Raw genomic sequence first — 25,138 nt, forward strand, 5'->3', positions numbered from 1 at the left:
GTCATGTCCATAACGTTCGACTTCAACGGAAAGTCCGTCATCGTGACCGGGGCCGCGCAAGGCATTGGTCGCGCGATTGCCGTTGCTTTTGCTCAAGCCGGCGCCTCTGTCGCGGCGTTTGATATCGATGAGGCCGGGATGGCGCCGTTGGCATCGTCGGGCGTGGCGCTCACGATCCCGGTGGACCTTGCTGATCAGACTTTGGTTGCCAAAGCAGTGGAACAGGTCGTGCGCACGGCGGGAGGCGTCGACATTTTGGTGACTGCGGCCGGAGGTGTCCGTGGGCAGGTGGGCGGCCCGTTGGAGGCCATTACGCCGGATGCGTGGCAACAGCTATTCGCGGCCAATGTCGAGAGCGCGCTATGGTGCGCTCAAGCAGTCGCGCCTCATATGAAAGAACGTGGCGCGGGGCGGATTGTCACCATTTCATCCGGGGCAGGACTTCGCCCCAGCCTTACGGGCATTCAGGCCTATTCTGCGGCAAAGCACGCACTTGTCGGGCTGACCAAGCAGCTAGCCCTTGAATTGGGGCCCGCTGGGATAACGGTGAATAGCGTTGCACCAGGCTTCGTGTTGTCCAATCCCAACACCCGGCGTCAGTGGGACAGCTATACGAGTGACCAACAAGACCGCCTTATCGCGTCGACGCATACGCGGCGCTTGGGCACGCCCGACGACATCGCGGCGGCGGCGCTGTTTTTGGCATCCGATGAAGCGTCGTGGATTTCGGGGCAGATTATCAGCGTCGATGGCGGGCGGGCTTAGGATCGCGTTTGGCTGAGCGAGGCCATTGTTGCCGCCAGTATCCGCCGGATTTCGGGGCGGCAGGAGCCGCAATTGGTGCCGGCTTTGGTGCATTGGCCGATGGCTTCCACGGTGTCGCAGCCGTCTTTGGCGATGGCGGCGGTGATGGTGTTGATACCGACGGAAAAGCAGGAGCAGACGGTAGCGCCCGGGTCAGGCATGTCGGCGCCGGGACGGCCGGCGAGCACGACTGAGGCGCTGAGGTTTGTTTTGGTAAGAAGCGTCGTCGCCCATTGGCGGGAGACAATGACGGGATCGGGAGAGGTGTAGAGCGCGAGGATCAGGCGTCCATCTTCGAGCACTGCGAAGTTCCGGCGGCCAACGCGGTCGTCGCTGAAGGTTTTGATGCGGGCGTTGGCGGGGAGATGGAAATTTGCTTTGAGCCAGGCGATCCAATCTTCGGGCTCATTGAACCATGCAAGTTCGCCGCGCGTGCCGCCGTTGATTGGCGCGACGGCCCAATAGTCGCTGGTCAATGCCGGGCTTTGCGCCACCACGAAAAAGCCAAAGAGACGAGCGCCAGCCGGTTCGACATGGACCCGCGCCATCTTGAGCGCCGGCTGGCCGGAGACCGGGTCAGTCTTGGCGGCGACGAGTGAATCGATGCGGCCATTGGAGGCGAATTGGTCGGTCCAGTGCATGGGCGCAAAGACCTGGCCCTGTGGTTGGCGATCGGTGACGACAGCGCGCAGTGTCACGCTGGCTCGGGCATTGGAGACACGGACCAGAGTGGCGCGACGGATGTTGAGGCGCTCGGCGTCGGCCGGGTGAATTTCGAGGAAAGGCTCGGCATAGTGGGCGGAAAGCCGCGCGGCTTTTCCGGTGCGGGTCATGGTGTGCCAGTGATCCCGGACGCGGCCAGTGTTGAGCACGAATGAGCCGGGCGCCGGGCGAATGGGCGGCGGCGGCACGACCGGGACGAAGCGGGCTTTTTGATCGGGCGTGAAAAAGCGGCCATCGCCGAACATGCGTGCGCTGGGTTTAGTTCGCACCGGCCACTGGGTGGGTTGGATGGCTGCGTAATCGGCGCCGCTCAAGCCTGCGAGGTCGAAGTCGCGGGTCCCGTCGTTTTCAAAGGAAGAGAGCGCAACGTGCTCGGCGAAAATGTCGCCCGGGGTGCGATAGGGAAAAGCTTTGGAATGTCCGAGGCGTCGCGCAACTTCGGAAATGATCCACCAATCGGGACGCGCTTCGCCTGGAAGGGCAAGAAAGGGGCGCTGGCGGGATATGCGGCGTTCCGAATTGGTGACGCTGCCTTCCTTTTCGCCCCAGCCCGCGGCCGGAAGTCTGACATGGGCATAGTGGCCAGTGTCGGTCTTCGCATTCATGTCTGAGACGACGACAAAGGGACACGCTTCGAGAGCAGCGCGGACGGCGTCGGCATCGGGCATGGAATCGACGGGGTTGGTCGCCATGATCCAGACTGCCTTGATCTCGCCTCGCGCCATGGCGGCGAAGAGATCGACGGCCTTGAGGCCAGGCTTGGTCGCGACATTGGGCGCCTGCCAGAAGCGCCCTACCCTCTCAATCGCTTCGGGCGTAAAATCCATATGGGCGGCCAGCATATTGGCGAGACCACCGACCTCGCGCCCGCCCATGGCGTTGGGCTGACCGGTGACGCTGAAGGGGCCCATGCCCTTGCGCCCGATGCGGCCGGTCAAGAGGTGGCAGTTGATTATGGCATTGACCTTGTCAGTGCCCGAGGCGGATTGATTGACGCCCTGGGAATAGACGGTGACGGTGCGCTCGGTTTTGGCGAACCAGTCATAAAATGTTGCGATGTCGGCAGTTGCCGCGCCGGTGGCTTCGGCGACGCGGTCGAGCGGCCAATCTTCGGCGAGGAGCAATGCGGATTCGGCGTCGCTTGTGTGTTGCGCCACGAAGTCGGCATCAACGTGCCCAAGGTGCGCGAGATGACCGAGGAGACCGACAAAAAGTGCGCTATCGCCGTCGGAGCGGAGCGGCAGATGAAGATCGGCAATGTCGGCGGTGGAGCTGCGGCGCGGATCGATGAGTACGACGCGCATATCGGGACGTTCGGCCTTGGCGGCGGCGAGGCGCTGATGCAGCACCGGGTGGCACCAGGCGAGATTGGAACCGACGAGCACGACGAGATCGGCCAGTTCGAGATCTTCGTAATTGCCCGGGACGGTGTCGGAGCCGAAGGCGCGCTTGTGGCCAGCGACCGACGATGCCATGCAGAGGCGAGAATTGGTGTCGATATTGGCGCTGCCGACAAAGCCCTTCATCAGCTTATTGGCGACGTAATAGTCCTCCGTGAGGAGCTGGCCTGAGCCGTAGATGGCGACGGAATCTGGGCCGTATCGCTCGATGGCTTCGCGAAAACGGGTCGCGACGAGGTCGAGAGCTTCGTCCCAACCTGCGCGGCGATTGCCGATTTCGGGGTGCAGAAGCCGGCCTTCCAGCGAGAGGGTTTCGCCGAGCGCGGAGCCTTTGGAGCAAAGGCGACCGAAATTGGCGGGATGATCGGGATCGCCCGCAATCGCGACGCTGCCATCGGCTTGGGGCGTTGCAAGGACACCGCAGCCAACGCCGCAATAGGGACAGGTGGTCTTGACGGTTTTGGCGGAGCCGAGGGCGGTCATGCAGCGTAGTTTCCAAAGTCGACAGGCGAAGGAAGCGGCGCGGATCAGCCCGCGACGCTGCACCGACCGCCATAGGGATCTATCGGGGCGCTGCCTTGGAAGGCCGCGCCGAAGATGAGCGTGCCCCGCATATCGCTCGTCGCGGCAGACTCGCGGAGCAGGTCAAAAAACCAGGGACCGTCGGTGGTTTCGCCATAGAGCACGGTGCCGACGATGCGATCATCCCGGAGGATAAGGCGCTTGTAGATGCCGTCTTCCTCGTCGCGCAGGACGATGTCTTCCTGCCCGTCGCGCGTTTCAAGATCGCCAGCCGAAAAAACCGAAATGCCAGTGACCTTGAGTTGGGTCGCCGTGGGCAGGGGCCGGAATGCGGCAGGCTGATCCGCCAGGGTTTTGGCGAGGACAGCAGCCATATCGTAAAGCGGGGCGACGAGGCCGTAGCATATGCCATCGTGTTCTACGCATTCGCCAAGAGCGAGGATGTGCGGGTCGGACGTGCGCATCTGATCGTCGACGACGATGCCGCGTTCGACATGAATGCCCGCATCGGTCGCGAGGCGCGTTTCGGGGCGGATGCCCACTGCCATGACGACGATATCGGCCTGGCAGATCCGGCCATCTTCAAGCACCACGGCTTCGGCGCGTTCGTGGCCGATGATCGCTTGAGTTTGGGCTTTGCAGAGCACTTCGATGCCCCGGTCCTCGAAGGCTTTTTGGAGCATGGCCCCGGCGACGGGGTCGAGCTGGCGGTTCATCAGATGATCGGCGGCATGGAGGACTGTGACGCCCATGCCGCGCAGGCGGAGAGCGGCGGCGGCTTCTAAGCCGAGGAGACCGCCGCCGATGACGACGGCGCGTGAGCCGGGCATGGCAGCGGCCGCGATCATCTTCTGCACGTCGTCAAAATCGCGGAAAGCCAGAACGCCGGGGAGGTCCTTGCCGGCGATAGGCAGGACAAAAGGGGCCGAACCTGTAGCGACGACAAGGGTATCGTATGGCGTTTCGCCACTACGGGAAATTACCACCTTTCGGTGGCGATCTATGGCGGTGACGTGTTCGCCGAAGTGGGTGGTGACGCCGTGCGAGGCGTACCAGGCGGCACTGTGGGTAATGATGTCCTCAAAGCTCTTTTCGCCGGCGAGGACTGGAGAAAGCATCAACCGGTTGTAATTGCCGCGCGGCTCGGCGCCGAAAAGGGTGACGTCGTAGCGACCTGGCGCCTCGGCGAAAAGATGTTCGAGGGCGCGGCCGGAGGCCATGCCGGCCCCGACCACGACGAGCTTTTGCCTACCGCTCATGCGGGCTGCCCGACCGGCTGGCGCTCCATGCGCCGGACGGTCATGTGCATCCAGAGGAATGCGACGGCGACCAGTACGAAGAGCGCAATAAAGCAGCTCGACCAGATACCGGTGACATCGTTGAGATAGCCAAAGAGCAGCGGCAGGACGAAGCCACCGAGGCCACCGATCATACCGACGAGACCACCGACAGCGCCGACATTCTGAGGGTAATAGGCCGGGATGTGCTTATAAACGGCGGCCTTGCCGAGGCTCATGAAAAAGCCGAGGACAAAGATCAGGCCAACGAATGCCCAGGGGCTCAACTCGAAGTGCAGCGGAACGGGGCCGTTGATGCCGGCGACGACAAAATCGGATGTCGGCAGAGCCAGAATGGCGGTCATCAGCAGCGAGACACCGAAGGTCCAATAGAGCACGGTGCGGGCACCGATACGGTCCGAGAGGGTGCCGCCATAAGCGCGGAAGATGCTGGCGGGAACGGAGTAGAAGGCGGCGATCATGCCGGCCGTCTTGATGTCAAAGCCATAGACGCCGATCAGATAGCGCGGCAGCCACAGGGTGAGCGCGACGAAGGCGCCGAAGGCGAAGAAGTAATAAAGGGCGAAGCGCCAGACCTGAAGATTTCGCAGCGGCTCGAATTCACTGAGGAGGCTCTTGGGCGTGTAGGGCTCGGTGCGGCGCTTGACGATGATCGGATCATCTTCGGTGGTGAACCAGAAAACGACAGCGATCACAACGAGCGCGGCGGCCCAGATCAGCGCGACCGACTGCCAGCCCCAGGCAAGCATGACGAAGGGGGCGAGGAATTTGGTTACGGATGATCCGACATTGCCGACGCCGAAAATTCCGAGAGCCGTGCCCTGCTTACCGGCGGCATAGAAGCGGGACACATAGGCGACGCCGACTGCAAAGGAGCCCCCCGCGAGACCCACGCCAAGCGCGGCTATCAGGAACTGCTCATAGGTTTGAGCGAAGGTGAGTAGGAAGGTCGCCAGTGCCGCGGCGAGCATGGTGATGACATAGACGATGCGGCCGCCCATGCGATCGGTAAGCACCCCGAGGAGGACGCGGACCAGCGAGCCCGTGAGCACCGGGGTACCGATCAGGAGGCCGAACTGGGTTTCGCTGAGCCCAAGCTGGTCCTTCAACTGTACGCCGATTATGGAAAAAATCGTCCAGACGGCAAAGCACACGGTGAATGCCACCGTGGACATTGTCAGCGCGCGTGTCGATTGCGCTGAGGAAGTCGACTGCATGTTTGTCATGCCTTTCACCCCTAAAACAAAAAGGCCGCCAACAGAGCCGACCGGATATTCCGATCGCTTCTATTGGCAGCCTTGCCTGTGGCACCCATCGTTGGACGCCAGTTCAATCGCTCCTGAGAGCGTTTCACCAGAGGTAATGCATTTAGTGTGCCAGCCGGATTTCGCGGCAAAATGCTTTATGGCGCAGCTATTTAGCAGATTCCAGATTTTTCCGACTTTGGCGACCAATCGCCTAATTGGGCATCATTCGCATATTTTTTGCCCAAATTTAGAGCCTGCACATATTGAAAGCGAATTGGAGCGCGCTAACCCGCGTAACTCACAGCGACGAGCTCGATTTTCCGCAAGCGGGTTGCTCCGATGGTTAAAATACGGCAAACTCGGGGCAAATGGGGGATGCGACACTGGATTCAAATCAGACGCCACCGACCATTGTGCTATTTGATCTCGATGGCACATTGGTGAACCATATCAACCCGCGCGTGCTGCAGGCGCTGGAGTTTTTGGACGACTGCTCGCACCGTGCCGCAAGGCTGGTTGCGCGGTTCCGCCTGATGCGGCGCCAACAGACAACGCCATGCAAGATGCCAAAGTTGCTCGTGCATCGCGCGATCCATCGCGTTCGCCGCAAGTCTGTCGATCAAATGCTGGTGCCGTGCGAAACAATGCGCCGGGTACTGGAACGCCTCCATGAGAACGGCGTCGTGCTGGGGCTCGTGAGCAACGGGCTTGGTCGTGGCTATGGTCACGACGTGCTCGAAGCCTTTGATCTCAAGAAGTATTTTACGACCTGCGTGTTCCGCGAGGACGTGGCGCGCGGCAAGCCTTGGCCGGATTCTATTCAGGCGGCGCTCGGCAATGTGGGCCGCGGTCTGCGGGCGCGCGACGTGGTTTGGTATGTTGGCGATCAGCGCAAGGATGTGGATGCAGCGCTTTCCGCTTCCGCCAATTTGTCGCGTGCGATCGTGCCAGTGGCTTTGGGCGCGCGTGCGGCGCTGCGGGCCATGGACGGCGATTGCCCGCAATTGCAAATTGCCTGGTCAGCGCATGATCTCGATCGGCTGACGTCCGACCTGTTCGATACGCACCTTTACGGACCGGTGCGGACACCCTACCCGCTTGCGGTGGCTACTGCGTAAGATTGGCGCTGCGGCGCCTAGCCTTTGCTTCGATGGGCTACAAAAGGCTTTTGTGATGCCGACCTGTAGCTATCAGTATCCACCCAATCATTGCGGCCGTCATTGCCCGCCTTGTCTGAGCATTCCAGCGCGCTGACGGATGGACTAGCCGGACGAGCCGGGTGGTGACGATCATAGAGAGATCATGTCCCTTTGGGACAAAACAGGACCGGTCCGACACGCGTTATCCAATTACCGCAAACTAAAAATCAAAACCCATTTGGCTGATGGAGGGTGCGGGAGCGGCTGAGACCTCTTCCTGCTTCTCATCTTTGAAGATTGGCTTCGCTTTCGCCTTACGTGGTTGGGCCGGTTTTGGAACTACAGCGGGCTTTTCGATGATCACTTCTACGGCTTCCGGCTCAACCTTCGCAGTTTCTGCCTCGGCGGCAGTTGCGATGAGATCCAGCCAGCCTTTTGCGGGGGTCAATTTCGCTGGCCGGAAGGCATAGACATTTTCGCGGCCTTTTTTGACCTCGGCGACGAGACCTGCGGATTTGAGCACGCGCAGATGGCGCGAGATGGCGGGGCGGCTGATCGAAAAAGCCTCGGTCAGCACATGGACCGGCGTCGGCGCGACCTTGAGAATCTCAAGGATACGGCAGCGCGTGGTGTCGGCCAGGGCTGAATAAAGGGCGATGGGCGGCTTCGATCTTTTGCTCATGCGCCGAGCCCTATGTAACAAGGGTGTTACACGTCAAGTTATGGCACCATTTGTTCACCAGAAACGTTCAACCAGCGTTCAGCATGCCACGGGATTGCCACCCGCGGATAAGATTGTGGTCATGCCTCAAGCGTCAGTCTAGCCCACGGAGGATCGCCACATGGTGTCGCAGGACCAAAGCCCTACCTATTCCTGGTGGAGTCGCGAGCAACGGCCATTCAGCATGGCTGAGGTGGTGGTCGATGCAGTAGTGCATGTGCTTGGGCTTGTGGGCGCGATAGCGGCAGGGTCGATCCTGCTTGTCCTCGCGCTGATGCATACAGCGCCGGAGGCGTTTCCGGCGCTGGTGGTTTATGTGGCGACGCTAGTTGCGGTGCTGGGCGTGTCGCTCGCTTATAATGTCTGGCCGGTTTCGCCGATCAAAATGCACTTGGCGCGCTTTGACCAGGCAGCGATTTTCCTTTTTATTGCGGGGACTTACACGCCATTTCTCGCCGTAATTGGCGGAACGCGAGCGGGCGCTATCATGATGAGCCTCGTCTGGGGCGCTTCGCTGATTGGGGTGGCGCTGAAGCTGATCGTGCCGCAGCGTTTCGGGCGGCTGGCGATCCTGCTTTATCTTGCGATCGGCTGGAGCGGCATTCTGGTGTTTCAACGGCTGGCCGAGGAACTTCCGTCATCGACGCTATGGCTTTTGCTGGCCGGCGGCGTGACCTATTCCGCCGGCATTGGCTTTCACCTCTGGGAAAAGCTGAAGTTTCAGAATGCTTTATGGCATGTGTTCGTGGTGGCAGGCGCGAGCCTCCATCTCTGGGCGGTGCTCGACTGCATGGTCATCCACAGGCTCTGAAACTTAGTCGATGCGGTCGTGGGTGACCTTATCGCCCGCGACGATACCGAGCTCTTTGCTGCGGCCGCCGGGGATTTCCAGCACGAACTGCACCGGACCATCCGAAGGGATGGAGGTTGGGTCCTGCGGGCGGGCATTAGTGTGGATATTGCGGATCGTGCCGTCGCTCGCGATGAACAACATATCGAGCGGTATGAAGGTGTTACGCATCCAGAATGAGACCGAACGCTCTTCGAAAAAGTCGAAGAGCATGCCCGCATCATCGCCGAGTTCCTGACGATACATCAGGCCGCGCGCGCGGGTTTCGGCGGTATCGACGACTTCGACGGTGAAAGCGTGATCGCCGTTTTTGGAGTGGATAACCAGTTGGCTATCGTCGGCAAAAGCAAGGGCCGGCAGGCTGACGGCGAGCAGGACAGCGGCGGCAGCAAGTGCCTTGAATTGGTGCAGCATCGAAGGGGCTTTCGTTAGCAGTCCGTTAACATTGAGACAGCCCGAACGCACTTAGTGCGACGATGGCGCGTCGCCCCAACCATCGGGGCGGATTTCGGCGACCATAAGGCCTTTTGGACCATTGCCGTAGCGCACGAGAACATACTGGCCGGGGCGCAGTTCGGTGATGCCGAAACGGCGCAGCGTTTCCATGTGCACGAAAATATCGGGCGCGCCCTCACCCGCCGAGAGGAAGCCGAAACCGCGAATGCGGTTGAACCACTTCACCTCCAGGCGAACCATGGCCGAACTGGGTTCCACCACGACATGCGTGCGCGGGCTCGGCATCTGGGCGGGATGGCGGGCGGTCGAATCATCCATGGAGACGATGCGGAAAGCCTGAAGGCCACCGGGACGATTGAGCGCTTCGACAACAATGCGCGCGCCTTCATAAGCTGTCTGGTAGCCATCGCGGCGGAGGCAGGTAACGTGGAGGAGGACGTCGGCCTTGCCATCATCGGGGATGATGAAACCAAACCCCTTGCCGGCATCGAACCACTTGATGGTACCCGAAATCTCGATCGTATCGAGATTTGCGTCATCTGCGTGTGTAGGCACGGTTTCGCGCTGGTCCGATCCGGACTCCTGCGACGGATCCGTGGCATTCCCACCTGCGCCGTTAAGATTGGCCCCCATGACCTACGCCTTTTCCGCAACTCCCGTGACAACGGGTACTCCGACAATAGGACCACTCTGTCCGATTCAGGCTCAAAAGTTAAGAAGGTGTTGCGAAATAGTTGTCCTCTGTTGCAACCGGCGCGGTTGCGAGGGCTTGCTTGCATTGCTAGGCCAATGACCGGACACTAAAAAGGAGGCTAGTTATGAAATATCTGCACACGATGGTGCGCGTCACCAATGTCGAGGAAAGCCTCAAATTCTACTGCGAAGGCCTGGGGCTTGAAGAGGTGCGCCGCACCGAAAACGAAAAAGGCCGCTTCACGCTGATTTTCCTTCGCGCACCGGGTGACGAAGGCGGGGAAGTGGAGCTGACCTATAACTGGGACCCGGAGGAATATACGGGTGGGCGCAATTTCGGTCACCTTGCCTATCGGGTGAAGGATATCTATGCGCTATGCCAGCATCTTTCGGACATGGGCGTCGTGATCAACCGGCCACCGCGCGATGGGCATATGGCCTTCGTGCGCTCGCCGGACGGGATTTCGGTTGAGCTGATTCAGGATGGGACGCTGCCGCCGCAGGAGCCTTGGGCTTCTATGGCGAATACAGGCAAGTGGTAGGGGGTTAGGCCCCTCACCCGCAGCTCCGCGGCGACCTCTCCCCCAGAGGGAGAGGTGTTGCTGCGCGACGGAGCGACCTTCGCGCTTTGGGACTAGTAAGAAACTGCTAACCGTGCTGCTTAGCGGGCGGTTAGCGAAACTCTTCTAATTTTAGCGACTACACCGTCCAGCCCCTTTTCTGTGGCAGATGCGCCACACGGGCCCATCGGGAAAGTCGCTATGCCCCGTTTTCTGCGCTCCATCCTCGCTCTCATAACCATCGTATCCGCGCTTGCCGCATGCGTGCCCATGGCCATGTTCGCTTCAAGCAGCGGCTCCGGCTATTCGGGGTTGAGATCGGACTGGGGGACCTATGTCACCTCCAAGAGCGTCAATGCATTTTGCCTCAGCCCGAAACTGCGGCTGCTGATCTGGGAATTCGAGGGCCAGTTTGGCAAGAAGGTCGTGATGCAATCGGGCTATCGCGACGCCTATCACAACTCGGCTGCCGGGGGGACGGACAACTCCTTCCATATGAAATGCATGGCCGCCGACTTCTATATTCCCGGCGTCGACAAAGCCCGGCTGATCGAATTCGCCATGCGCACGAATGGCGTCGGCGGGCTCGGCTGCTATCCAGGCCGGAGCTTCATGCATGTCGATGTGCGCGACAGGCCGCGCGGCTACAATCGACCAGTCACCTTCTCAGGCTGTTGATAACTTTGTCCTTTTTGAAAAAAGTTTGAAATCTCCAACAAGGGGGTTGCGTCCGGAAAAAGCTCCCTCTATACGACACCCAGCGTTGAGCGCGCCCTTCGTCTATCGGTTAGGACGGCACCCTTTCACGGTGCAGAGAGGGGTTCGATTCCCCTAGGGCGTACCACGCTTCTCCCACCTTTGGTTGGGAAAGCAGGTTGGCTCAGGCGCTCAAACAGCTTTAGGCGCCCTTCGTCTATCGGTTAGGACGGGACCCTCTCACGGTCCAAAGAGGGGTTCGATTCCCCTAGGGCGTACCAAGCAAAGTCTTCTATATTTTTGGGTTTTGAGCCGGCGCGGGGTTTTGGTGCGCTTGGTTTGTGCCGTGGTGCTTACAAGGCGACGCGGCTTTTCGCGTCGTTTTGACTGAAGTTTTTGTTGGCAGCGCGCGTGTCTCGTCGCGGAGGCCTTCTCGGGAAAGCTGAATCCCATGCGTGGAAGGAGAGATTCCCGCTTTCGCGGGAATGACGCCGTGGGTGGGGCGGGGTCGTGAGTGTTGATGAGGTGGACCGACTTGGCCGCGCTTGGTCATTGTGTGGCCATTCTCATGCCCTGGACTGGCGCAACCCCTGCCCTATGGAGCGCCTATGAAGGTTTTGGACCACGAGCCCTATGCCTGGTTTTTGCTCGAGCATGAGGGGGCGCTCTATCTCGATGCGCATTGCAGCCATAGCTTTTTTGATTATTCGGTGCTGATTAAGCTGAGCGCCGAGGAGTGCGGTCAGTTCGAGACGCTTGGGCGGGATTATATCGGGCGGCTGGCTTACGACATTCATTATAGCGCGCCGGCGGCGCTAGGGAGCACGTCGCCGTTTCGGAGCCGGAATTTGACGCGGGAGCTGGGGGATGCGGTTTCGGCGGCGGTGAAGGATTGGCGGGGGAGAGAAGCTTTAGGATCGCACACGGCCTTCCCTCGGGCTTGACCCGAGGGTCACTTGCCCATGCCGAAACATTTGTGGCTCCCGCATTGGCCCTCGGGTCGAGCCCGAGGGAAGCGCGGTGGGTGGGGATGGTCGTATATAGTCTCGGCGGCCGGCACACCCTCCCGCCCCCCCCCCATCGAGGGGAAGATGTCACCGTATTCGCAAACGTGAATTCAGTTGGGGCTGGCCGTTAGGACAGCGCCTTGCCGCTTTCCTTTATTTTCAAGCCCACTGCACATTGGCGAGTTTGGCGGACGCGTCCCAGAGTTGCTTTGAGACGGCCTTATCGTTGGCGGCCTCAGGGACCTTGGCGGGGACGGGATAACCGCGGGTTTCGCTGAGGGCGTTGGGGCCGTAATAGGCGCCGGGTTGGGCGTTTGGATCTGTGGCAGCGTAGAGGGTGGGCAAGGCGCCTTGCCAGGCGGGTTGGAAGAGGAACCAGCCCAAGGAGCGGGCGATGCCCATGGGGCTGAAGCGGCCGGGGGCGTTGTGTAGAAGATCGGTGCGCGAGACGCCGGGATGGGCGGCGAGGCTGGTCACGTTCCAACCATTGGCGGCGCTTTGGCGCTGTAGCTCGACGGCGAACATCAAGCAGGCGAGCTTGGACTGGCTATAAGCCGTCATGGCTACGTAGTTCTTTTCCGATTGGAGATCGGTGAGGTCGATCTGGCCGGCGCGGGCAGCGACACTGGAGAGCGAGACCACGCGCGCGCCCTGCCCGCGGCGCAGCAGCGGCAAGAGGCGCGCGGTCAGCGCATAGTGGCCGAGATAATTGGTGCCGAACTGGAGTTCGAAGCCGTCCTTGGTGGTTTCGCGCTTGGGCGGGACCATGACGCCGGCATTGTTGACCAGGATATCGAGGCTATCGTGCCGCATGGCGAGACGCTCGGCAAAGCGGGTGACGGTCGAGAGATCGGCGAGATCGAGGGCTTCGAAATGGACATTGGCTTTCGGGACTTCGGCGAGGATCGAATGGATCGCCTGATTGCCCTTTTCGGGATTGCGGCCGGCAACGACAACCTCGGCCCCTGCTCTTGCCAAAGCGAGAGCCGTTTCGTAGCCGAGGCCACCCGTGCCCGTGACTACGGCCAGGCGGCCGGCTTGAGAAGGAATGTCAGACGTGGTCCATTTGGACATGATGGAAAGCCCTCGCTTTAAAATTGCACTCGGTGCATAATTTATATTGCACTGAGTGCATATTTTTACAAGAGTGATCCCAGTGGAAAATTTGGATGGCAGCGACGAGATGGAAGGCGTGCGGGAGCGCAAGCGCCGGGAGACGCGGCAGCGGATTGTCGATGCGGGGCTAAAACTCTTTGCGGCCAAAGGCTATGAGGCGTCGACGCTCGACGATATCGCGGCAGAGGCCGGGATTTCGCGCCGGACGTTCTTTCACTATTTCAAATCCAAGGACGAAATCCTGCTGTCGCTGCAATCGGGGCTAGGCGAGGCGCTGTCGGATGCCGCGCGGGATTGTTCGAGCGAGGAAGAGCCGCTGGCGGCGATGAAGACGCGGATGCTGGAGATCTCGCGGCGCTACCCGGCGGCGGAACTGCTGGTGATCGACCGGATGATGCGCTCGAGCGAGGTGGTGCAGGCGCGCAAACGCGCAAGCTATATTGCCGATGAAAGCGTGGTGTTCGCGGCGATGCGGGACGTCTGGCCAGAGCGGGCGGAGATGGATTTGCGCATTCTCGCCATGCTCTGCATCAGCGTGACGCGGCTTTCGCTCGATGCGTGGAGCCGGGAGGGCGGGACACGGGAATTGGCCGAGGTGGCGGAGGAGACGTTTGTGGCGCTGGGGGCGGTGGTTTCAGCTTGACGCCCGCCTTGCGGCGCTTGGCGGGGTCGGGCTGACTCGGCTCCAGGCGCGGCGGAGTTGGCGGCTGGAGCTGAAGCCGACGCGTTCGGCGATGTTTTCCATGTCGAGGCGGGTTTCGGTGAGCAATTGCTGGGCGAGCGCGACGCGTAGCTTGTTGAGATAATCGGGCAGGCTCATGCCGGTGTGTTCGTTGAAGAGCCGACTGAGATGGCGGGGGCTTGCTATGGCGATGGCCGCGAGGGTTTCGAGTGACCAATCACGTGTTGGGTCGGCGGTCATGGCATCCTGAACGCGGTGGATGGCCGGGTGGATGTGGTTGCGGCCTTCGAGCCATGGCGACAGCTGCGGATCGGTGCCGGCGCGGCGGAGATAGACGACGAGGGAGCGCGCGACGACGGCGGCTGTGGTCGGATCGGTTAGGCGGCCGATAATATGGAGCATCAGATCGATGCCGGCGGTGATGCCGGCGCTGGAGAAACAATTGCCGTCTTCGACATAGAGGCGATTTTCGAGAACGCGGGCGGCGGGCGCGGCGGCGGCGAGTTCGGCGCAATCGGAAAAATGCGTGGTGCAGGAGATGCCGTCGAGGAGCCTTGCCCGGCCCGCGAGCAAGGCGCCCGAGCAGATGGAGACGAGGCGCGTTTGCGGAGTCACGGATTTCTGGAGCCAGGCGATGATTTGCTGGGTGCCCGTATCGGTGGGCTCGGCGGGGTGGCCGGCGTCCATGGGATCCTCGGTGTGGCCCGAGAGGATGATCATGGCGTCGGGTTCGATGGTCTCGGGAAGCGGCTCGATGCCGGAGAGGCGGAGACCAATGGACGTGGTTAGCTCCGGCAAGGGTCCGATATAGCGGACATCGAACTGGATCTCTTGCTGGAATTTGTTGGCGTAACGGAGAGCCTCGAGCGGGCCGGCGACGTCGAGGAGAAGCGTCCGCGCCGGGAGGACGACATAGGTCGGGATGCGGCGCGGGCTTTTGGTCATTCGGCAGCGATCCTTGTGGGGCCATCGAGGGCTTCGGCGATGGTGCAGACGCGGGCGAAGCGGCCATCGAGGACGGCGGCGGTGCGGGCCTTGATGTCGTCGACCGTCCAGGTTTTGCCGGTGGCGTCGGTTAGCGGCATGGTGTGGGTGGCTTCGGTGACATAATCGACTTGCCAGCCGAGGTCGGAGCCGTGGCGGGCGGTGGTTTCGCAGCATTGCTCGGTGCGGATGCCGGAAATGACGAGGCGGCGGATGCCGTTTTCGATGAGGAAAACTTCGAGCTGAGTGCCGACAAAGGCGGAATGACGCCACTTGACGATGTCGAGATCGGGCTTTTCGAGACGGAGATCGCTGATCGGGGTGACGAAGCCGGAGGCGAGCGAGAAGAGGCCTTCTGGCTCGGCATGGAGGACGCGGACAATCTTCCAGCCGCTGGCGACGGCGCCGTCGATCAGGGCCTGCTGGTTTTTGAGGTAGGTTGGGCTATCGATCTCCTGCCAGCTGGGGCGCTGGCGGAAGCTTTCCTGAGCATCGATAACGAGCAAGGCGGTGTCGGTCATTTTCGGCCATCATGGTAGTTTGGGTGATGAGTCCAGTCTAGCTAAGCCAGATAGCTGCACGAGGCATGTTCCGGACTTGTTGCGGACAGAAAAAGACATCGGATTACTCAGGCGGCGCCGAGAGGTGACGAGCGGGGCTTGGCGTGGTGGAGTGTGGGCATGAGCACAGATTTCATATTCGACGGGCCTAACGATGCGCGGGTGACGGTGTTGCTGGCGCATGGGGCCGGGGCACCGATGGATTCGGACTGGATGAACACGCTGGCCGGGCTTCTGGCGGCCGAGGGGCTGCGGGTGGCGCGGTTCGAGTTTCCCTATATGGCGGCGCGGCGCACCGGCGAGGGCGCCAAACCGCCGCCGAAGGCCGAGAAGGTGATGGCCGATTATGTGGCGGCGATCGAGGATCTGGGGCCCAACAATGGCAGTTTGATCATCGGCGGGAAGTCGATGGGTGGGCGCGTGGCAAGCATGATTGCGGCGGAGGCTTTCGCGGCGGGGCGGATCGCGGGGCTGTTGTGCCTGGGGTATCCGTTTCATCCATCGGGGAAGCCGGAGCAGTTGCGGGTGGCTCATCTCAAGGATTTGCAGGTGCCGACGCTGATTTGTCAGGGGACGCGGGATGCGTTGGGGACGAAGGAAGAGGTCAGCGGCTATGCGCTGTCACCGGCGATCGAGGTGATGTGGCTGGAGGATGGGGATCATGATTTGAAGCCGCGGAAGTCGGTTTCGGGGTTTTCGGCGGCAGATCATATGGGGAGCGTGGCGAGGGGTGTGGCGGAGTGGGCTGGGCGACTGAGGGGGTAGTGCCACGCCCTCGTGGTTCGAGGCTACGCTTGCGCTTCGCACCTCACCATGAGGGCTACTGATTGGTCGGCGTGATTTAGCCGGTAACAGTCTGAATTGCTTCCACATGATGTCGGCCGATAGGGACGATCATGGGGGTGTTCGAGATCGGATCGAGGACGATGCGGGAGGACATGTTGAAGACGTCGTGGACGACTTTTTCGGTCATGACGTCGACGGGCTTGCCCTCGGCGATGATCTTTCCCGATTTCATGGCGACGATGTGATCGGCGTAGCGGCAGGCGAGGTTGAGGTCGTGGAGAACGACGACGACGGTGCGGCCGCGGGATTTGACGAGATCGGTGAGGAGATCGAGGACTTCGACCTGGTGGTTGATGTCGAGAAAGGTCGTGGGTTCGTCGAGGAGGAGAAGATCGGTCTCCTGGGCGAGGGCCATGGCGATCCAGACGCGTTGGCGCTGGCCGCCTGAAAGTTCATCGACTGGGCGGGCGGCGAGATCGGCCATGTCGGTGGCGCCGAGGGCTTCGGCGACGGCTGCATCGTCTTCGGGGGTCCAGCGGCGAAACCAGCCCTGATGCGGATAGCGGCCGCGACCGACGAGATCGGCGACGGTGATGGCGTCAGGCGCGACGGGGGATTGGGGCAAGACGCCAAGGAGGGTTGCGACTTCGCGGGTTGGCATCTGATGAATGGGTTTGCCATCGAGATAGACGGCGCCCTTGCTGGGGGACAAGAGGCGGGCGAGGCCGCGGAGAAGGGTGGACTTGCCGCAGGCATTGGCGCCGACGATGACAGTCAGTTTGCCGGATGGAATGGTGAGGTTGAGATCGGAAACGATCTCGCGGTCGGCATAGCCGAGGTGGAGACCGGCGGCCATGAGCTGGTGGTTGCGCATGTGGGACTCCATTTCAGTTGACGCGCCCCGAGCGGCCGGAGACGACCAAGAGCCAGAGGAGGAATGTGGCGCCGAAGGCACCGGTGACGACGCCGGTGGGCAATTGCGTGCCGGGCAGCGCGTGTTGGGCAACGAGATCGGACACCAGCATGACGAGCGCGCCAACCAGGGCCGCTTGCGGGAAGCCGCGCCCTGCCCCACCCATGAGGCGACGGGCGATAGGGCCGGAGACGAACGCGACGAAACCGACGGGGCCGACTGCGGCGGTGGCGAAGGCGGCGAGCGCGACGGCGACCAGCATGAGGCCGAGGCGGGTGCGCTCGACATGGGTGCCGAGGGCATGGGCGGTGTCGTCGCCGAGTTCGAGGCCATCGAGACCGCGGACAAGGACGAAGAGCATGGGCAGAATGACGACCATGGTGATGGCGAGGACGATCGAGTCCGCGGGCTGGGCGGCGTTGAGGCTGCCGACGAGCCAGGCCATGGCCTGTTGCACCTCGTTGAGGCGGGCGCGGGTGAAGAGATAGGAGATGATGGCGCTGAGCATGGCGGCGGCGCCGATGCCAATGAGGACGACACGATAGGCGGTAACGCCATTGCGCCAGGCGAGGAGATAGATGGCCACGGCGGTGAGAATGGCGCCGGCAAAGGCGCCGAGCGAGACCGAAAGACCGCCCCAGCCGAGGACGATAATGCAGAAGACGGCGGCGGCGCTAGCGCCATGAGCGATGCCGATAATGTCGGGGCTGGCCAAAGGGTTACGCAAAAGCGTTTGGAAAATGATTCCGCAGAGGCCAAAGGCGGCGCCGGAAAGCAGCGCCAGGATTAGGCGCGGCAGGCGGACCTGAAGGACGATGAAATCGACGCCCTTATTGCTGATGCCGGTCAGTGGGGAGAACAGCGACTGGAGGACGGTTTCGGGCGGGACCGGAAAATCGCCGAGGAGCATGGCGGCGATGGCGGCGACGAGCAGCGCGGCGAGGAGGCCGAGGGTGACACGGGTGGCGTGGTTCTGGCGGGCGCGGCGGGCGGCAGCGATGGTTGTGGCTTGGACCAGAGTCATCAGAGGGCAGCCAGTTTTCGGCGGCGAACGAGCGCAATGAAGAACGGCGCGCCGATAAAGGCGGTGACGATGCCAACCTGCACTTCGCCCGGTGGGGCGATGACGCGGCCGATGATGTCGGCGCCGAGCAACAGGATGGGCGCCATCAGCATGGAATATGGGAGGATCCAGCGATAGCCGGGGCCGGTGATGGCGCGGGCGACGTGGGGGACGGTGAGGCCGACAAAGGCAATGGGGCCGGCGGCGGCAACGGCGGCACCGGCGAGGATGACGGCGGCAAGACCAGCGAGCGCCCGAGAAAGGCCGATGCGTTGGCCGAGGGCGCGGGCCACATCGTCGCCCATGCTGAGACCATCGAGAAGGCGTGCGCTGAGGAGAGCGAGGGCAGCGCCGATGGCGATGAAGGGGCTGACCTGGAGCGCGATCTCCATGGAGCGGCCAGCGAGCGAGCCGACCTGCCAGAAGCGGACTTCATCAAGGGTGCGCGGGCTGGTGAGGAGGATAGCATTGATGACGGCGAGAATGATGGCGGTCATGGCGGCGCCGGCCAGCGCGAGCTTGATAGGCGTCGCGCCCTCGCGGCCAAGGGAGGCGACGGAATAGACCACGAGCATGGCAACGCCAGCGCCGATGAAGGCGAGCCAGACATAGAGGCTGAGCTGGGTGATGCCGAAGACGGAGACGCCGAGGACGACGAAGAGCGCGGCGCCCGAATTGATGCCGAGAATGGAGGGATCGGCCAGGGGATTGCGCGTGGCGCCCTGAAGGACCGCGCCCGAGAGGCCGAGGGCGATGCCGACGAGGACACCGACGAGGGTGCGCGGGAGCCGCAAATCCCAGACGATGCGGTGTTCGGTGGAATTGGGATCGAAGGCGGTGAGCGCAGACCAGACCATGTCCACCGGAATGGCGCGGGCGCCGGTGGCCATTGAGAGAAGAATGATGGTGATGAGGGCGACGGCGAGCAGCACGAGGCCGAGGCCGAGCGCGGCGGCCCGGCTGGCGCGTGCTTCGACGACGGATGCCTCCATCAGGGTGTCAGGTCCGGATCGGCCGCGTTAATGGCGGCGGTGAGATCGGTGAGCGCGCCGGCATAGGGCTTATAATTGCGCAGCCAAAAGGCGGGCCATTCGGCGACCTGGCCGGCTTCGGCAGCTTTCATTAACGTCCAGGTGGGCTGGGCGAGCGCGGTGGCCAGGGTGCTTTCGGCGCGATTGTCGACGAGGATGAGATCGGCCGGGTAGCGATCGGCATTTTCCCAACTGACGGTCTCAAAATAATTGTTGCCGGCGGCATCGACGCCTTCGGGTTTAACGATGTCGAGCCCCCAGGACTGCATATCGAGCAGCTCTGCGGCGCCAGCAGGATCGGCGACATAGAGAGCGTCGTCACCGGCATAAACAGCGAGCGCGGTCAGTCCGGGCTTGGCCTCGATGGCGGTTTTGAAGTCAGCGAGGGCGGTTTCGAAGGCTGCCTTGTTTTCGGCGATGGCGGGAGCGGAAAGATCGGCGCCAAGGCTTTGGGCAAGGGTTTCGTAGTCTTCGATCATGCCCACGATGGAATCGCCAGCCGAGACGCCGGTGATCGGGGCTAGCTGGCTCAGCGTTGCGACGACGTCTTTGCCGCCGGACCAAGTGCTGTTGCGGTCCCACCATTCGGCGAGGACGAGATCGGGTTCGAGGGCGGCGGCCTTTTCGATATCCACTTCGCCCCAGGCCTGGCCGATGATTTCGATGCCCGTGAGGTCAAGGCCTTCGAGCGCCTTGGCGGCGTCCACGGGGCTATCGGCATAGATGCCGACCGGGCGGATGCCTAGGGGAATGATGCCGGCGGCTGCGTCCTGACTCGCGATGATGCGCTGGGGGACGGCGTCGAGCGTAACGGTTTGGCCCGAGCCATCGGTATAGGTCCAGGGCTCGGCATGCGCAGCGCCGGAGAGCGCGAGAACAGCAAGGGATCCTAGAGCGATGGAGCGGAACAGCATTGGCCTAACCTTCCTCAAAAAGTCAGGGTTTTCTGCAACGCTTAAACTGATCGGTCAAGTCAAGTTTTAAACCGCTGATCCAAGCCTTTGCGCGCGGCGTAATCAAGCTGACAAGGATGGCGCGGCCGATGTATTCGATAACCATGTCCGACAGCAAAACCGGATCTCATTCCGGACTACCGCAAAGTGCCGACCCTGAAACCCTGCTGCTGCGCATTGCGCAGGATCGGGACAGGGAGGCGCTGGCGCAATTGTTTTCGCTGCTCGGCACACGCGTCAAAGCCATGATGCTCAAGCTCGGCGCCAGCGACGCCATTGCCGAGGACATGGTGCAGGAGACATTTCTCGCCGTCTGGCGGAAGGCGCATCTTTATTCGACGGACAGGGGCGCGGCCTCGACCTGGATTTTCACGATCGCGCGCAATCTGCGCATCGACCAATTCAGGCGGCAATCGAACAAGCCCTATGAAGACCTTGAAACCGTTACCATCGAGAGCGCGGAGCCGAATGGCAGCGTGATGGTTGAGCAGCGGCAGGTCATCGCAAGGGTGACAGATGCGCTGAAAACACTCTCGGCCGAACAGCAGGAAGTGGTGCGGCTCAGCTTCCTCTACGACCTCCCCCACGCGCAGATTGCAGAGCGGATCGGGATACCGCTCGGCACTGTTAAATCCAGACTTAGACTTGCTTACGAACGGCTCCGGCCCATGCTGGAGGATTTACAATGACGGTTACACACCACCCCGATATTGCAACCCTGATGGCCTTCAGTGCGGGCACGCTCGACGAGCCTTATGCTGCTGTGATCGCGACGCATCTGGCTATGTCAGAGGGCGGGCGCGAAACGGTGCGGCATATCAATGTCATTGGCGGCGCCTTGTTGGCCGATGAGCAACCGGCAGCGCTGTCGGATGGCGCGCTGACGCGGTTGATGAGCCGGTTGGGTGATGACCGGATCGAGGTTTCATCGCGGGATGACAAGGCGACGGCCGACGATGTGCCCCTGCCCTTGCGCAGGTATTTGCCGAAGGGCCTCAAGAGCGTCAAATGGCGCTGGACGGGTCCGGGCGTGGCGACGGCCGATCTTGGCTGGGGTCGGGACGGAAAATCGCGGCTGATGCTTTTGCGTGTGGCGGCGGGCCGCCCTGTGCCGGAGCATGGGCATGGCGGGCAGGAGCTGACGCTGATCCTGCAGGGCGCCTATCGCGACCGGTTTGGGGTTTTTGCTGTGGGCGATATTGCCGACCATGACGAGGACGTCGAGCACCAGCCGATTGCAGAGCCGGGCGAAGATTGCATCTGCCTCGTTGCGGTCGATGCCAAGCTGACTTTCCAGGGGCGGATCATGCGCGCCCTGCAACCACTGTTCGGGATCTGACCATGCAGCCGGGTGTCGCTTGGATTATCGGTGGTGGATCGGGCATTGGCGCTGCGGTGACCAAGAAACTTGCCGCCGAGGGTTGGACCGTGGCCATTTCGGGCCGTCGCGAGGACAAACTGGCGGCGGTGGCTGGCGGCAACCCCAATATTAGGCCTTATCCGCTCGATGTGACGGATAAGGATGCGGTCGAGGCGATGGTGCGCCGGGTCGCCAGCGAACTGGAGCGGATCGACCTGTTCCTCTTCGGCGCGGCGGCATGGCAGCCGATGGATGCCGGCAATTATGGGTTCGACGAATTTTTGAAGACGGTCGATACCAACTATCTCGGCGTTCTGCGGATTGCGCAGCCGATGATCGAGCAGATGCGCAAGCAGGGTGCCGGGCATTTTGCCGTTATCGCTTCAGTCGCGGGCTATTTTGGCCTGCCGCGCTCGGCCGCCTATTCGTCGACCAAGGCGGGGCTTATCAACCTTCTCGAGACGATGCGGACCGAACTTGCCCCGGACAATATCAAGGTGCGGATGGTGGCGCCGGGTTTCGTCAAATCGGAACTCACGGACAAGAACGACTTTCCGATGCCGTTCCTGATGGAAACCGACGATGCGGCGACCCGAATTGTCGATGGGCTGACGAAGTCGGACCGGTTCGAGATCGCGTTCCCCAAGCGCATGGTTTGGCTGATGAAGACCATTCGCTTCCTGCCCTATCCGATTTTCTTCTCGCTGATGAAGAACCTGCTGCCCAAGTGATTGCGCGCTGGCGATTGTCAGCGCTTTGATCCTCCGCGTAGAAGACTGAGGTCTTTGAGGAGGAAACCATGACCCCAGTAATCCGCCCTGCCCGCCCTGACGATCGCGCGGCGCTGTCTGAGATTTGTCTGCTGACGGCGGATACGGGCCAGGATGCCTCGGCGCTTTATTCCGATCCGGACTATCCGGGGCTCGTGTGGTCCGTGCCCTATCTTCTCTTTGCGCCCAAGCATGCTTTCGTTTTGGAGAACGAGAGCAAGGTCGTGGGCTATGTCGTTGGGGCGCCCGATACGCATGCTTTTGAGGCGCAGCTCGATCGGGATTGGTGGCCGGGGCTGGCGGAGCAGTATGCGGGGCGGCAGCCGAGGGCGAAGCTCGATAGCAATGTGCTCGATAAGCTGACGGCGCCGCCGAAGAGCGACCCGGCAATCGTGGCGGATTATCCGGCGCATATGCACATCAACCTGCTGCCAGAGGTGCAGTCGGGTGGATGGGGTCGGAAGATGATCGAAACGGAGATGGATTCGCTGCGGGCCGCGGGTGTGCGGGGGATGCATCTGGGGCTGGGGCTGCGGAACGAGCGGGCGTTCGGATTTTACCAGCGCGTTGGGCTCAAGGAGCTACGGCGCGATGATGCGATCTGGATGGGGATACGGTTTTAGGAATCCGTTTCAGGCATCGTGGCTCTCGGCATCCCCTCCCGGCCTCCCCTTTTACGGGGAGGTGCAGGTTGGAGCATGCGGAGAGGTTGTGCCGCGCCACAGTCCTTTGAGGTTCGCCTTTGGCGAGCGCCTCAGGATGAGGGCTAATGCTGAGTAGCGCCTAAGCGGGGCGACGGTATTGGTAGATGCCGACGTCGATGGAGCCTTCGGTGAAACCGGCTTCGCAATAGCTGAGGTAGTAGACCCATTTGCGCTTGAAGACTTCATCATAGCCAAGCGGCGCGATCATGGGCCAGCGTTCGAGGAAGCGCTCGCGCCAGAGCTTTAGGGTCTTGGCATAGGACAGGCGGAAGTTTTCGACGTCTTCGAGGACGAGGCCATATTTTTCGCCGAATTCGCGCATGACCGTCTTGGTCAGCAACATGCCGCCGGGGAAGATATAGCGCTGAATGAAATCGGGCCCACTGCGATAGGCGTCGAAATCGGCCTCGCTGATGGTGATGGCCTGGATAGCCGCCGTGCCGCCCGGTTTCAGGCGATCGTGAATGGCCTGGAAGTAGCTCGGCCAGTTGTCCTCGCCGACGGCTTCGATCATTTCGATGGAGCCGATGTGGTCGAACTGGCCTTCGGTGTGGCGATAATCTTCGAAAACGAGCGTAGCGAACTGGTCGAGGCCCTGGCGCGATAGGCGCTCTTGACCGTATTTGAGCTGCTCAGCGGAGAGCGTAATGCCGCGCAGGTTGGCCTGGTAATCGCGAGCAACTGTCTCGGCAAAGCCGCCCCAGCCGCAGCCGATTTCGAGGACGGACGAACCGGGCGTGATGCCCGCCATATCGGCGACGCGGCGATATTTGACGCGCTGCGCTTCTTCGAGACTTTGATCGCCGGACTGGAAGATGGCCGAGGAATAGGTCATCGAGGGGTCGAGCCATTGGCCGTAGAAATCGTTGCCAAGATCATAGTGCTCGGCAATGTTCTTCTTCGAGCCTTCGAGCGTGTTGCGGCGCGACATGTGATAGTGAAGATCGGTGGCGGCGCGGCGGAAGAAGCCACTGCCGGCGCTTTCGAACATATCGCGGTTCTGCAGGAAGAAGCGGAAGAGCGCGGTGAGATCATCGACCTCGATATCGCCATTCATATAGGCAGCGGCAAAACCAACCGTGCCGCGCCGCATGGCTTCGGTGATGACCTTGAAATTATTGACGCGCAGGACGGCGTGTTCGCCCGTCTTGGTATTGCCGATGGTGCGCGTGCGGCCGTTGGGCAGAATAACCGTCACGGCGCCAAATTTCGGATTGCCGATCAGGGCGACGCCGATGCGCTCGACGATGCGCGAAGCAAAACGCGTCCACAGGGTCACGCCGGTACGCGATTGTTCTACTACAGATTTACTCATTGCGCCGCTCTATCCAACTATCGCGATGCCGACCGACGTGGCGCATGCAACTTGCGCAATTTCAACGTCGGAGGCACGCCTTTGAGCCAGAGCAGAAGCGCTTCCCAATGGATGCCTAGCAATATTTTAACGGTCATTAACGGATATGCAAGCAGCAGTTTGAAGAGTTCCCTGTCGGTAATCTCCCGCCGCTCGCCACCAAAATAGGCCGACAATAACGGACCTTCGTCCGTCGTCAGCGTGATGCCCACAAAGACGTCCTGCTCGGGCGGACGAATGGCAAAACGGTAATTGCCCTCAAGCGTATTGAAGGGCGAAACGTAGAAGGCCTTGGCGTTTTCGTGGCGGATCTTGCCATGGGCCTCCGTCACCGGCGCGCTGTAAAAATGATGCTCGCCGAACGTATTGGATATTTCGTGCAGCATGAAGACGGTTTTGCCCGCTTCATTCTCGCAGAAGTAGACCGTGATCGGGTTAAACGCGTAACCAAAGATGCGCGGATAAGCGAGCATGCGGATGCGCACGATGCCTTCGACGCCCGCAGCCTGCGCCTTGCGACGGACGAAATCGCCGATATCGGCGCCATCGCGAGGGCCAAAATCTGACGAAAACAGCGAAACAGCGTTGAAGCGATTAAACGAGAAGAGGCGCAGCTTGCGGTCCAGTGCCTCGATCTGATCGAGATCGACCAGAAGCGAGAAAACGCGATAGCGGAGACTATGGCGCTTGGGCCTGACGCGTTTATGGACGACGTCTCCCACATAGATTGCGCTGCCGGTGTCCAC

27 protein-coding genes and 2 tRNA genes are annotated in these 25,138 nt (G+C 61.5%); 14 read left to right on the forward strand and 15 right to left on the reverse strand.

What is annotated here, in order from left to right; genetic code table 11:
• Positions 1–3: 3 nt before the first annotated feature.
• Positions 4–765 carry an SDR family NAD(P)-dependent oxidoreductase gene (locus tag ASG47_RS01425; protein ID WP_061906950.1) on the forward strand — a complete coding sequence of 254 codons (762 nt, stop codon included), beginning with the start codon at positions 4–6 and terminating at the stop codon, positions 763–765.
• Here ASG47_RS01425 and ASG47_RS01430 read toward each other — a convergent pair.
• From ASG47_RS01430 to ASG47_RS01440, 3 genes are read right to left on the reverse strand one after another with little or no spacing between them, the layout of a single operon-like run.
• Positions 762–3,410, reverse strand: a complete 2,649-nt coding sequence (locus ASG47_RS01430) for a nitrate reductase (protein ID WP_061906951.1) — start codon at positions 3,408–3,410, stop codon at positions 762–764. The genes ASG47_RS01425 and ASG47_RS01430 overlap by 4 nt on opposite strands.
• Positions 3,411–3,454: 44 nt before the next feature.
• On the reverse strand, positions 3,455–4,708 hold the full coding sequence (locus tag ASG47_RS01435; protein WP_082511504.1) for an NAD(P)/FAD-dependent oxidoreductase: 1,254 nt from the start codon (positions 4,706–4,708) through the stop codon (positions 3,455–3,457).
• Positions 4,705–5,973, reverse strand: coding sequence for an MFS transporter (locus ASG47_RS01440; protein ID WP_061906952.1), 1,269 nt, complete (start codon positions 5,971–5,973; stop codon positions 4,705–4,707). Before ASG47_RS01440 ends, ASG47_RS01435 begins: the two co-directional genes overlap by 4 nt.
• A 389-nt stretch (positions 5,974–6,362) precedes the next feature.
• Between ASG47_RS01440 and ASG47_RS01445 the strand changes: the two genes are divergently transcribed.
• Positions 6,363–7,112 carry an HAD hydrolase-like protein gene (locus ASG47_RS01445; RefSeq protein ID WP_061906953.1) on the forward strand — a complete coding sequence of 250 codons (750 nt, stop codon included), beginning with the start codon at positions 6,363–6,365 and terminating at the stop codon, positions 7,110–7,112.
• 241 nt (positions 7,113–7,353) lie between these two features.
• Here the strand turns inward: ASG47_RS01445 and ASG47_RS01450 are convergent, their stop codons facing one another.
• Positions 7,354–7,815, reverse strand: coding sequence for an ArsR/SmtB family transcription factor (locus ASG47_RS01450; RefSeq protein ID WP_061906954.1), 462 nt, complete (start codon positions 7,813–7,815; stop codon positions 7,354–7,356).
• Between the two features lie 160 nt (positions 7,816–7,975).
• On the opposite strand from ASG47_RS01450, the gene trhA reads away from it, so the two are divergent.
• Entirely contained in the window at positions 7,976–8,665 is a 690-nt protein-coding gene (gene trhA / locus ASG47_RS01455; protein WP_061906955.1) for a PAQR family membrane homeostasis protein TrhA, read from the forward strand.
• A gap of 3 nt (positions 8,666–8,668) precedes the next feature.
• On the opposite strand, the gene ASG47_RS01460 is transcribed toward trhA, so the two are convergent.
• Positions 8,669–9,118: a DUF192 domain-containing protein gene (locus ASG47_RS01460; RefSeq protein ID WP_061906956.1), complete on the reverse strand. Its 450-nt coding sequence runs from the start codon at positions 9,116–9,118 to the stop codon at positions 8,669–8,671.
• 51 nt (positions 9,119–9,169) lie between these two features.
• Positions 9,170–9,793, reverse strand: a complete 624-nt coding sequence (locus ASG47_RS01465) for a cold-shock protein (protein ID WP_082511505.1) — start codon at positions 9,791–9,793, stop codon at positions 9,170–9,172.
• Positions 9,794–9,978: 185 nt separating this feature from the next.
• Here ASG47_RS01465 and ASG47_RS01470 point away from each other — a divergent pair, with 185 nt between their 5' ends.
• From ASG47_RS01470 to ASG47_RS01490, 5 genes are all read left to right on the forward strand, one after another.
• Positions 9,979–10,395 carry a VOC family protein gene (locus ASG47_RS01470; protein ID WP_061906957.1) on the forward strand — a complete coding sequence of 139 codons (417 nt, stop codon included), beginning with the start codon at positions 9,979–9,981 and terminating at the stop codon, positions 10,393–10,395.
• 219 nt (positions 10,396–10,614) lie between these two features.
• Positions 10,615–11,091: a YcbK family protein gene (locus ASG47_RS01475; protein WP_061906958.1), complete on the forward strand. Its 477-nt coding sequence runs from the start codon at positions 10,615–10,617 to the stop codon at positions 11,089–11,091.
• A gap of 91 nt (positions 11,092–11,182) precedes the next feature.
• Positions 11,183–11,257: transfer RNA gene (locus tag ASG47_RS01480), tRNA-Glu, on the forward strand.
• 58 nt (positions 11,258–11,315) lie between these two features.
• Positions 11,316–11,390 (forward strand) — tRNA-Glu (locus ASG47_RS01485).
• A gap of 327 nt (positions 11,391–11,717) precedes the next feature.
• The gene (locus ASG47_RS01490) at positions 11,718–12,053 is read left to right on the forward strand and encodes a hypothetical protein (protein WP_061906959.1); all 336 of its coding nucleotides are present in this window, start codon (positions 11,718–11,720) and stop codon (positions 12,051–12,053) included.
• Positions 12,054–12,275: 222 nt separating this feature from the next.
• Here ASG47_RS01490 and ASG47_RS01495 read toward each other — a convergent pair whose 3' ends face one another.
• Positions 12,276–13,190, reverse strand: coding sequence for an oxidoreductase (locus tag ASG47_RS01495; RefSeq protein WP_061906960.1), 915 nt, complete (start codon positions 13,188–13,190; stop codon positions 12,276–12,278).
• 82 nt (positions 13,191–13,272) lie between these two features.
• On the opposite strand from ASG47_RS01495, the gene ASG47_RS01500 reads away from it, so the two are divergent.
• A complete protein-coding gene (locus tag ASG47_RS01500; RefSeq protein WP_156463938.1) occupies positions 13,273–13,875 on the forward strand; it encodes a TetR/AcrR family transcriptional regulator in 603 nt (200 codons plus the stop codon).
• Here the strand turns inward: ASG47_RS01500 and ASG47_RS01505 are convergent.
• Both ASG47_RS01505 and ASG47_RS01510 read right to left on the reverse strand, forming a co-directional pair.
• Positions 13,867–14,859 (reverse strand): GlxA family transcriptional regulator, encoded by a 993-nt coding sequence (locus ASG47_RS01505; RefSeq protein ID WP_061906962.1) that lies wholly within the window; start codon positions 14,857–14,859, stop codon positions 13,867–13,869. The genes ASG47_RS01500 and ASG47_RS01505 overlap by 9 nt on opposite strands.
• On the reverse strand, positions 14,856–15,419 hold the full coding sequence (locus ASG47_RS01510; protein ID WP_061906963.1) for a cysteine hydrolase family protein: 564 nt from the start codon (positions 15,417–15,419) through the stop codon (positions 14,856–14,858). Before ASG47_RS01510 ends, ASG47_RS01505 begins: the two co-directional genes overlap by 4 nt.
• Before the next feature lie 159 nt (positions 15,420–15,578).
• Here ASG47_RS01510 and ASG47_RS01515 point away from each other — a divergent pair, with 159 nt between their 5' ends.
• A complete protein-coding gene (locus ASG47_RS01515) occupies positions 15,579–16,223 on the forward strand; it encodes an alpha/beta fold hydrolase (protein ID WP_061906964.1) in 645 nt (214 codons plus the stop codon).
• 76 nt (positions 16,224–16,299) lie between these two features.
• On the opposite strand, the gene ASG47_RS01520 is transcribed toward ASG47_RS01515, so the two are convergent.
• From ASG47_RS01520 to ASG47_RS01535, 4 genes are read right to left on the reverse strand one after another with little or no spacing between them, the layout of a single operon-like run.
• Positions 16,300–17,118, reverse strand: a complete 819-nt coding sequence (locus ASG47_RS01520) for an ABC transporter ATP-binding protein (RefSeq protein WP_061907266.1) — start codon at positions 17,116–17,118, stop codon at positions 16,300–16,302.
• Between the two features lie 13 nt (positions 17,119–17,131).
• Complete coding sequence (locus tag ASG47_RS01525; RefSeq protein ID WP_061906965.1) at positions 17,132–18,181, reverse strand: FecCD family ABC transporter permease; 1,050 nt, start codon at positions 18,179–18,181, stop codon at positions 17,132–17,134.
• Entirely contained in the window at positions 18,181–19,212 is a 1,032-nt protein-coding gene (locus ASG47_RS01530; protein WP_061906966.1) for a FecCD family ABC transporter permease, read from the reverse strand. Before ASG47_RS01530 ends, ASG47_RS01525 begins: the two co-directional genes overlap by 1 nt.
• Positions 19,212–20,165 carry an ABC transporter substrate-binding protein gene (locus ASG47_RS01535; protein WP_061906967.1) on the reverse strand — a complete coding sequence of 318 codons (954 nt, stop codon included), beginning with the start codon at positions 20,163–20,165 and terminating at the stop codon, positions 19,212–19,214. The genes ASG47_RS01530 and ASG47_RS01535 overlap by 1 nt, the downstream gene beginning before the upstream one ends.
• A 128-nt stretch (positions 20,166–20,293) precedes the next feature.
• Between ASG47_RS01535 and ASG47_RS01540 the strand changes: the two genes are divergently transcribed.
• From ASG47_RS01540 to ASG47_RS01555, 4 genes are all read left to right on the forward strand, one after another.
• On the forward strand, positions 20,294–20,893 hold the full coding sequence (locus ASG47_RS01540) for a sigma-70 family RNA polymerase sigma factor (protein WP_244487018.1): 600 nt from the start codon (positions 20,294–20,296) through the stop codon (positions 20,891–20,893).
• A complete protein-coding gene (locus ASG47_RS01545) occupies positions 20,890–21,543 on the forward strand; it encodes a ChrR family anti-sigma-E factor (RefSeq protein ID WP_061906968.1) in 654 nt (217 codons plus the stop codon). The genes ASG47_RS01540 and ASG47_RS01545 overlap by 4 nt, the downstream gene beginning before the upstream one ends.
• Positions 21,544–21,545: 2 nt before the next feature.
• Positions 21,546–22,295: an SDR family NAD(P)-dependent oxidoreductase gene (locus ASG47_RS01550; RefSeq protein ID WP_061906969.1), complete on the forward strand. Its 750-nt coding sequence runs from the start codon at positions 21,546–21,548 to the stop codon at positions 22,293–22,295.
• Between the two features lie 68 nt (positions 22,296–22,363).
• On the forward strand, positions 22,364–22,957 hold the full coding sequence (locus ASG47_RS01555) for a GNAT family N-acetyltransferase (RefSeq protein ID WP_061906970.1): 594 nt from the start codon (positions 22,364–22,366) through the stop codon (positions 22,955–22,957).
• Positions 22,958–23,117: 160 nt separating this feature from the next.
• Here ASG47_RS01555 and ASG47_RS01560 read toward each other — a convergent pair whose 3' ends face one another.
• On the reverse strand, positions 23,118–24,353 hold the full coding sequence (locus tag ASG47_RS01560; protein WP_082461240.1) for an SAM-dependent methyltransferase: 1,236 nt from the start codon (positions 24,351–24,353) through the stop codon (positions 23,118–23,120).
• A 17-nt stretch (positions 24,354–24,370) separates the two neighbouring features.
• Complete coding sequence (locus ASG47_RS01565; protein ID WP_061906971.1) at positions 24,371–25,138, reverse strand: DUF1365 domain-containing protein; 768 nt, start codon at positions 25,136–25,138, stop codon at positions 24,371–24,373.

It is taken from the genome of Devosia sp. Leaf420 (genome assembly GCF_001425445.1).
GTDB lineage: Bacteria > Pseudomonadota > Alphaproteobacteria > Rhizobiales > Devosiaceae > Devosia.

Excerpts from the sequence above, each read along its gene's own strand:
- ASG47_RS01425 (WP_061906950.1), top strand. The coding sequence starts at position 4 with ATGTCCATAACGTTCGACTTCAACGGAAAGTCCGTCATCGTGACCGGG.
- ASG47_RS01430 (WP_061906951.1), bottom strand. The coding sequence starts at position 3,410 with ATGACCGCCCTCGGCTCCGCCAAAACCGTCAAGACCACCTGTCCCTAT.
- ASG47_RS01435 (WP_082511504.1), bottom strand. The coding sequence starts at position 4,708 with ATGAGCGGTAGGCAAAAGCTCGTCGTGGTCGGGGCCGGCATGGCCTCC.
- ASG47_RS01440 (WP_061906952.1), bottom strand. The coding sequence starts at position 5,973 with ATGACAAACATGCAGTCGACTTCCTCAGCGCAATCGACACGCGCGCTG.
- ASG47_RS01445 (WP_061906953.1), top strand. The coding sequence starts at position 6,363 with ATGGGGGATGCGACACTGGATTCAAATCAGACGCCACCGACCATTGTG.
- ASG47_RS01450 (WP_061906954.1), bottom strand. The coding sequence starts at position 7,815 with ATGAGCAAAAGATCGAAGCCGCCCATCGCCCTTTATTCAGCCCTGGCC.
- trhA (WP_061906955.1), top strand. The coding sequence starts at position 7,976 with ATGGTGTCGCAGGACCAAAGCCCTACCTATTCCTGGTGGAGTCGCGAG.
- ASG47_RS01460 (WP_061906956.1), bottom strand. The coding sequence starts at position 9,118 with ATGCTGCACCAATTCAAGGCACTTGCTGCCGCCGCTGTCCTGCTCGCC.
- ASG47_RS01465 (WP_082511505.1), bottom strand. The coding sequence starts at position 9,793 with ATGGGGGCCAATCTTAACGGCGCAGGTGGGAATGCCACGGATCCGTCG.
- ASG47_RS01470 (WP_061906957.1), top strand. The coding sequence starts at position 9,979 with ATGAAATATCTGCACACGATGGTGCGCGTCACCAATGTCGAGGAAAGC.
- ASG47_RS01475 (WP_061906958.1), top strand. The coding sequence starts at position 10,615 with ATGCCCCGTTTTCTGCGCTCCATCCTCGCTCTCATAACCATCGTATCC.
- ASG47_RS01490 (WP_061906959.1), top strand. The coding sequence starts at position 11,718 with ATGAAGGTTTTGGACCACGAGCCCTATGCCTGGTTTTTGCTCGAGCAT.
- ASG47_RS01495 (WP_061906960.1), bottom strand. The coding sequence starts at position 13,190 with ATGTCCAAATGGACCACGTCTGACATTCCTTCTCAAGCCGGCCGCCTG.
- ASG47_RS01505 (WP_061906962.1), bottom strand. The coding sequence starts at position 14,859 with ATGACCAAAAGCCCGCGCCGCATCCCGACCTATGTCGTCCTCCCGGCG.
- ASG47_RS01510 (WP_061906963.1), bottom strand. The coding sequence starts at position 15,419 with ATGACCGACACCGCCTTGCTCGTTATCGATGCTCAGGAAAGCTTCCGC.
- ASG47_RS01515 (WP_061906964.1), top strand. The coding sequence starts at position 15,579 with ATGAGCACAGATTTCATATTCGACGGGCCTAACGATGCGCGGGTGACG.
- ASG47_RS01520 (WP_061907266.1), bottom strand. The coding sequence starts at position 17,118 with ATGCGCAACCACCAGCTCATGGCCGCCGGTCTCCACCTCGGCTATGCC.
- ASG47_RS01525 (WP_061906965.1), bottom strand. The coding sequence starts at position 18,181 with ATGACTCTGGTCCAAGCCACAACCATCGCTGCCGCCCGCCGCGCCCGC.
- ASG47_RS01530 (WP_061906966.1), bottom strand. The coding sequence starts at position 19,212 with ATGGAGGCATCCGTCGTCGAAGCACGCGCCAGCCGGGCCGCCGCGCTC.
- ASG47_RS01535 (WP_061906967.1), bottom strand. The coding sequence starts at position 20,165 with ATGCTGTTCCGCTCCATCGCTCTAGGATCCCTTGCTGTTCTCGCGCTC.
- ASG47_RS01540 (WP_244487018.1), top strand. The coding sequence starts at position 20,294 with ATGTATTCGATAACCATGTCCGACAGCAAAACCGGATCTCATTCCGGA.
- ASG47_RS01545 (WP_061906968.1), top strand. The coding sequence starts at position 20,890 with ATGACGGTTACACACCACCCCGATATTGCAACCCTGATGGCCTTCAGT.
- ASG47_RS01550 (WP_061906969.1), top strand. The coding sequence starts at position 21,546 with ATGCAGCCGGGTGTCGCTTGGATTATCGGTGGTGGATCGGGCATTGGC.
- ASG47_RS01555 (WP_061906970.1), top strand. The coding sequence starts at position 22,364 with ATGACCCCAGTAATCCGCCCTGCCCGCCCTGACGATCGCGCGGCGCTG.
- ASG47_RS01560 (WP_082461240.1), bottom strand. The coding sequence starts at position 24,353 with ATGAGTAAATCTGTAGTAGAACAATCGCGTACCGGCGTGACCCTGTGG.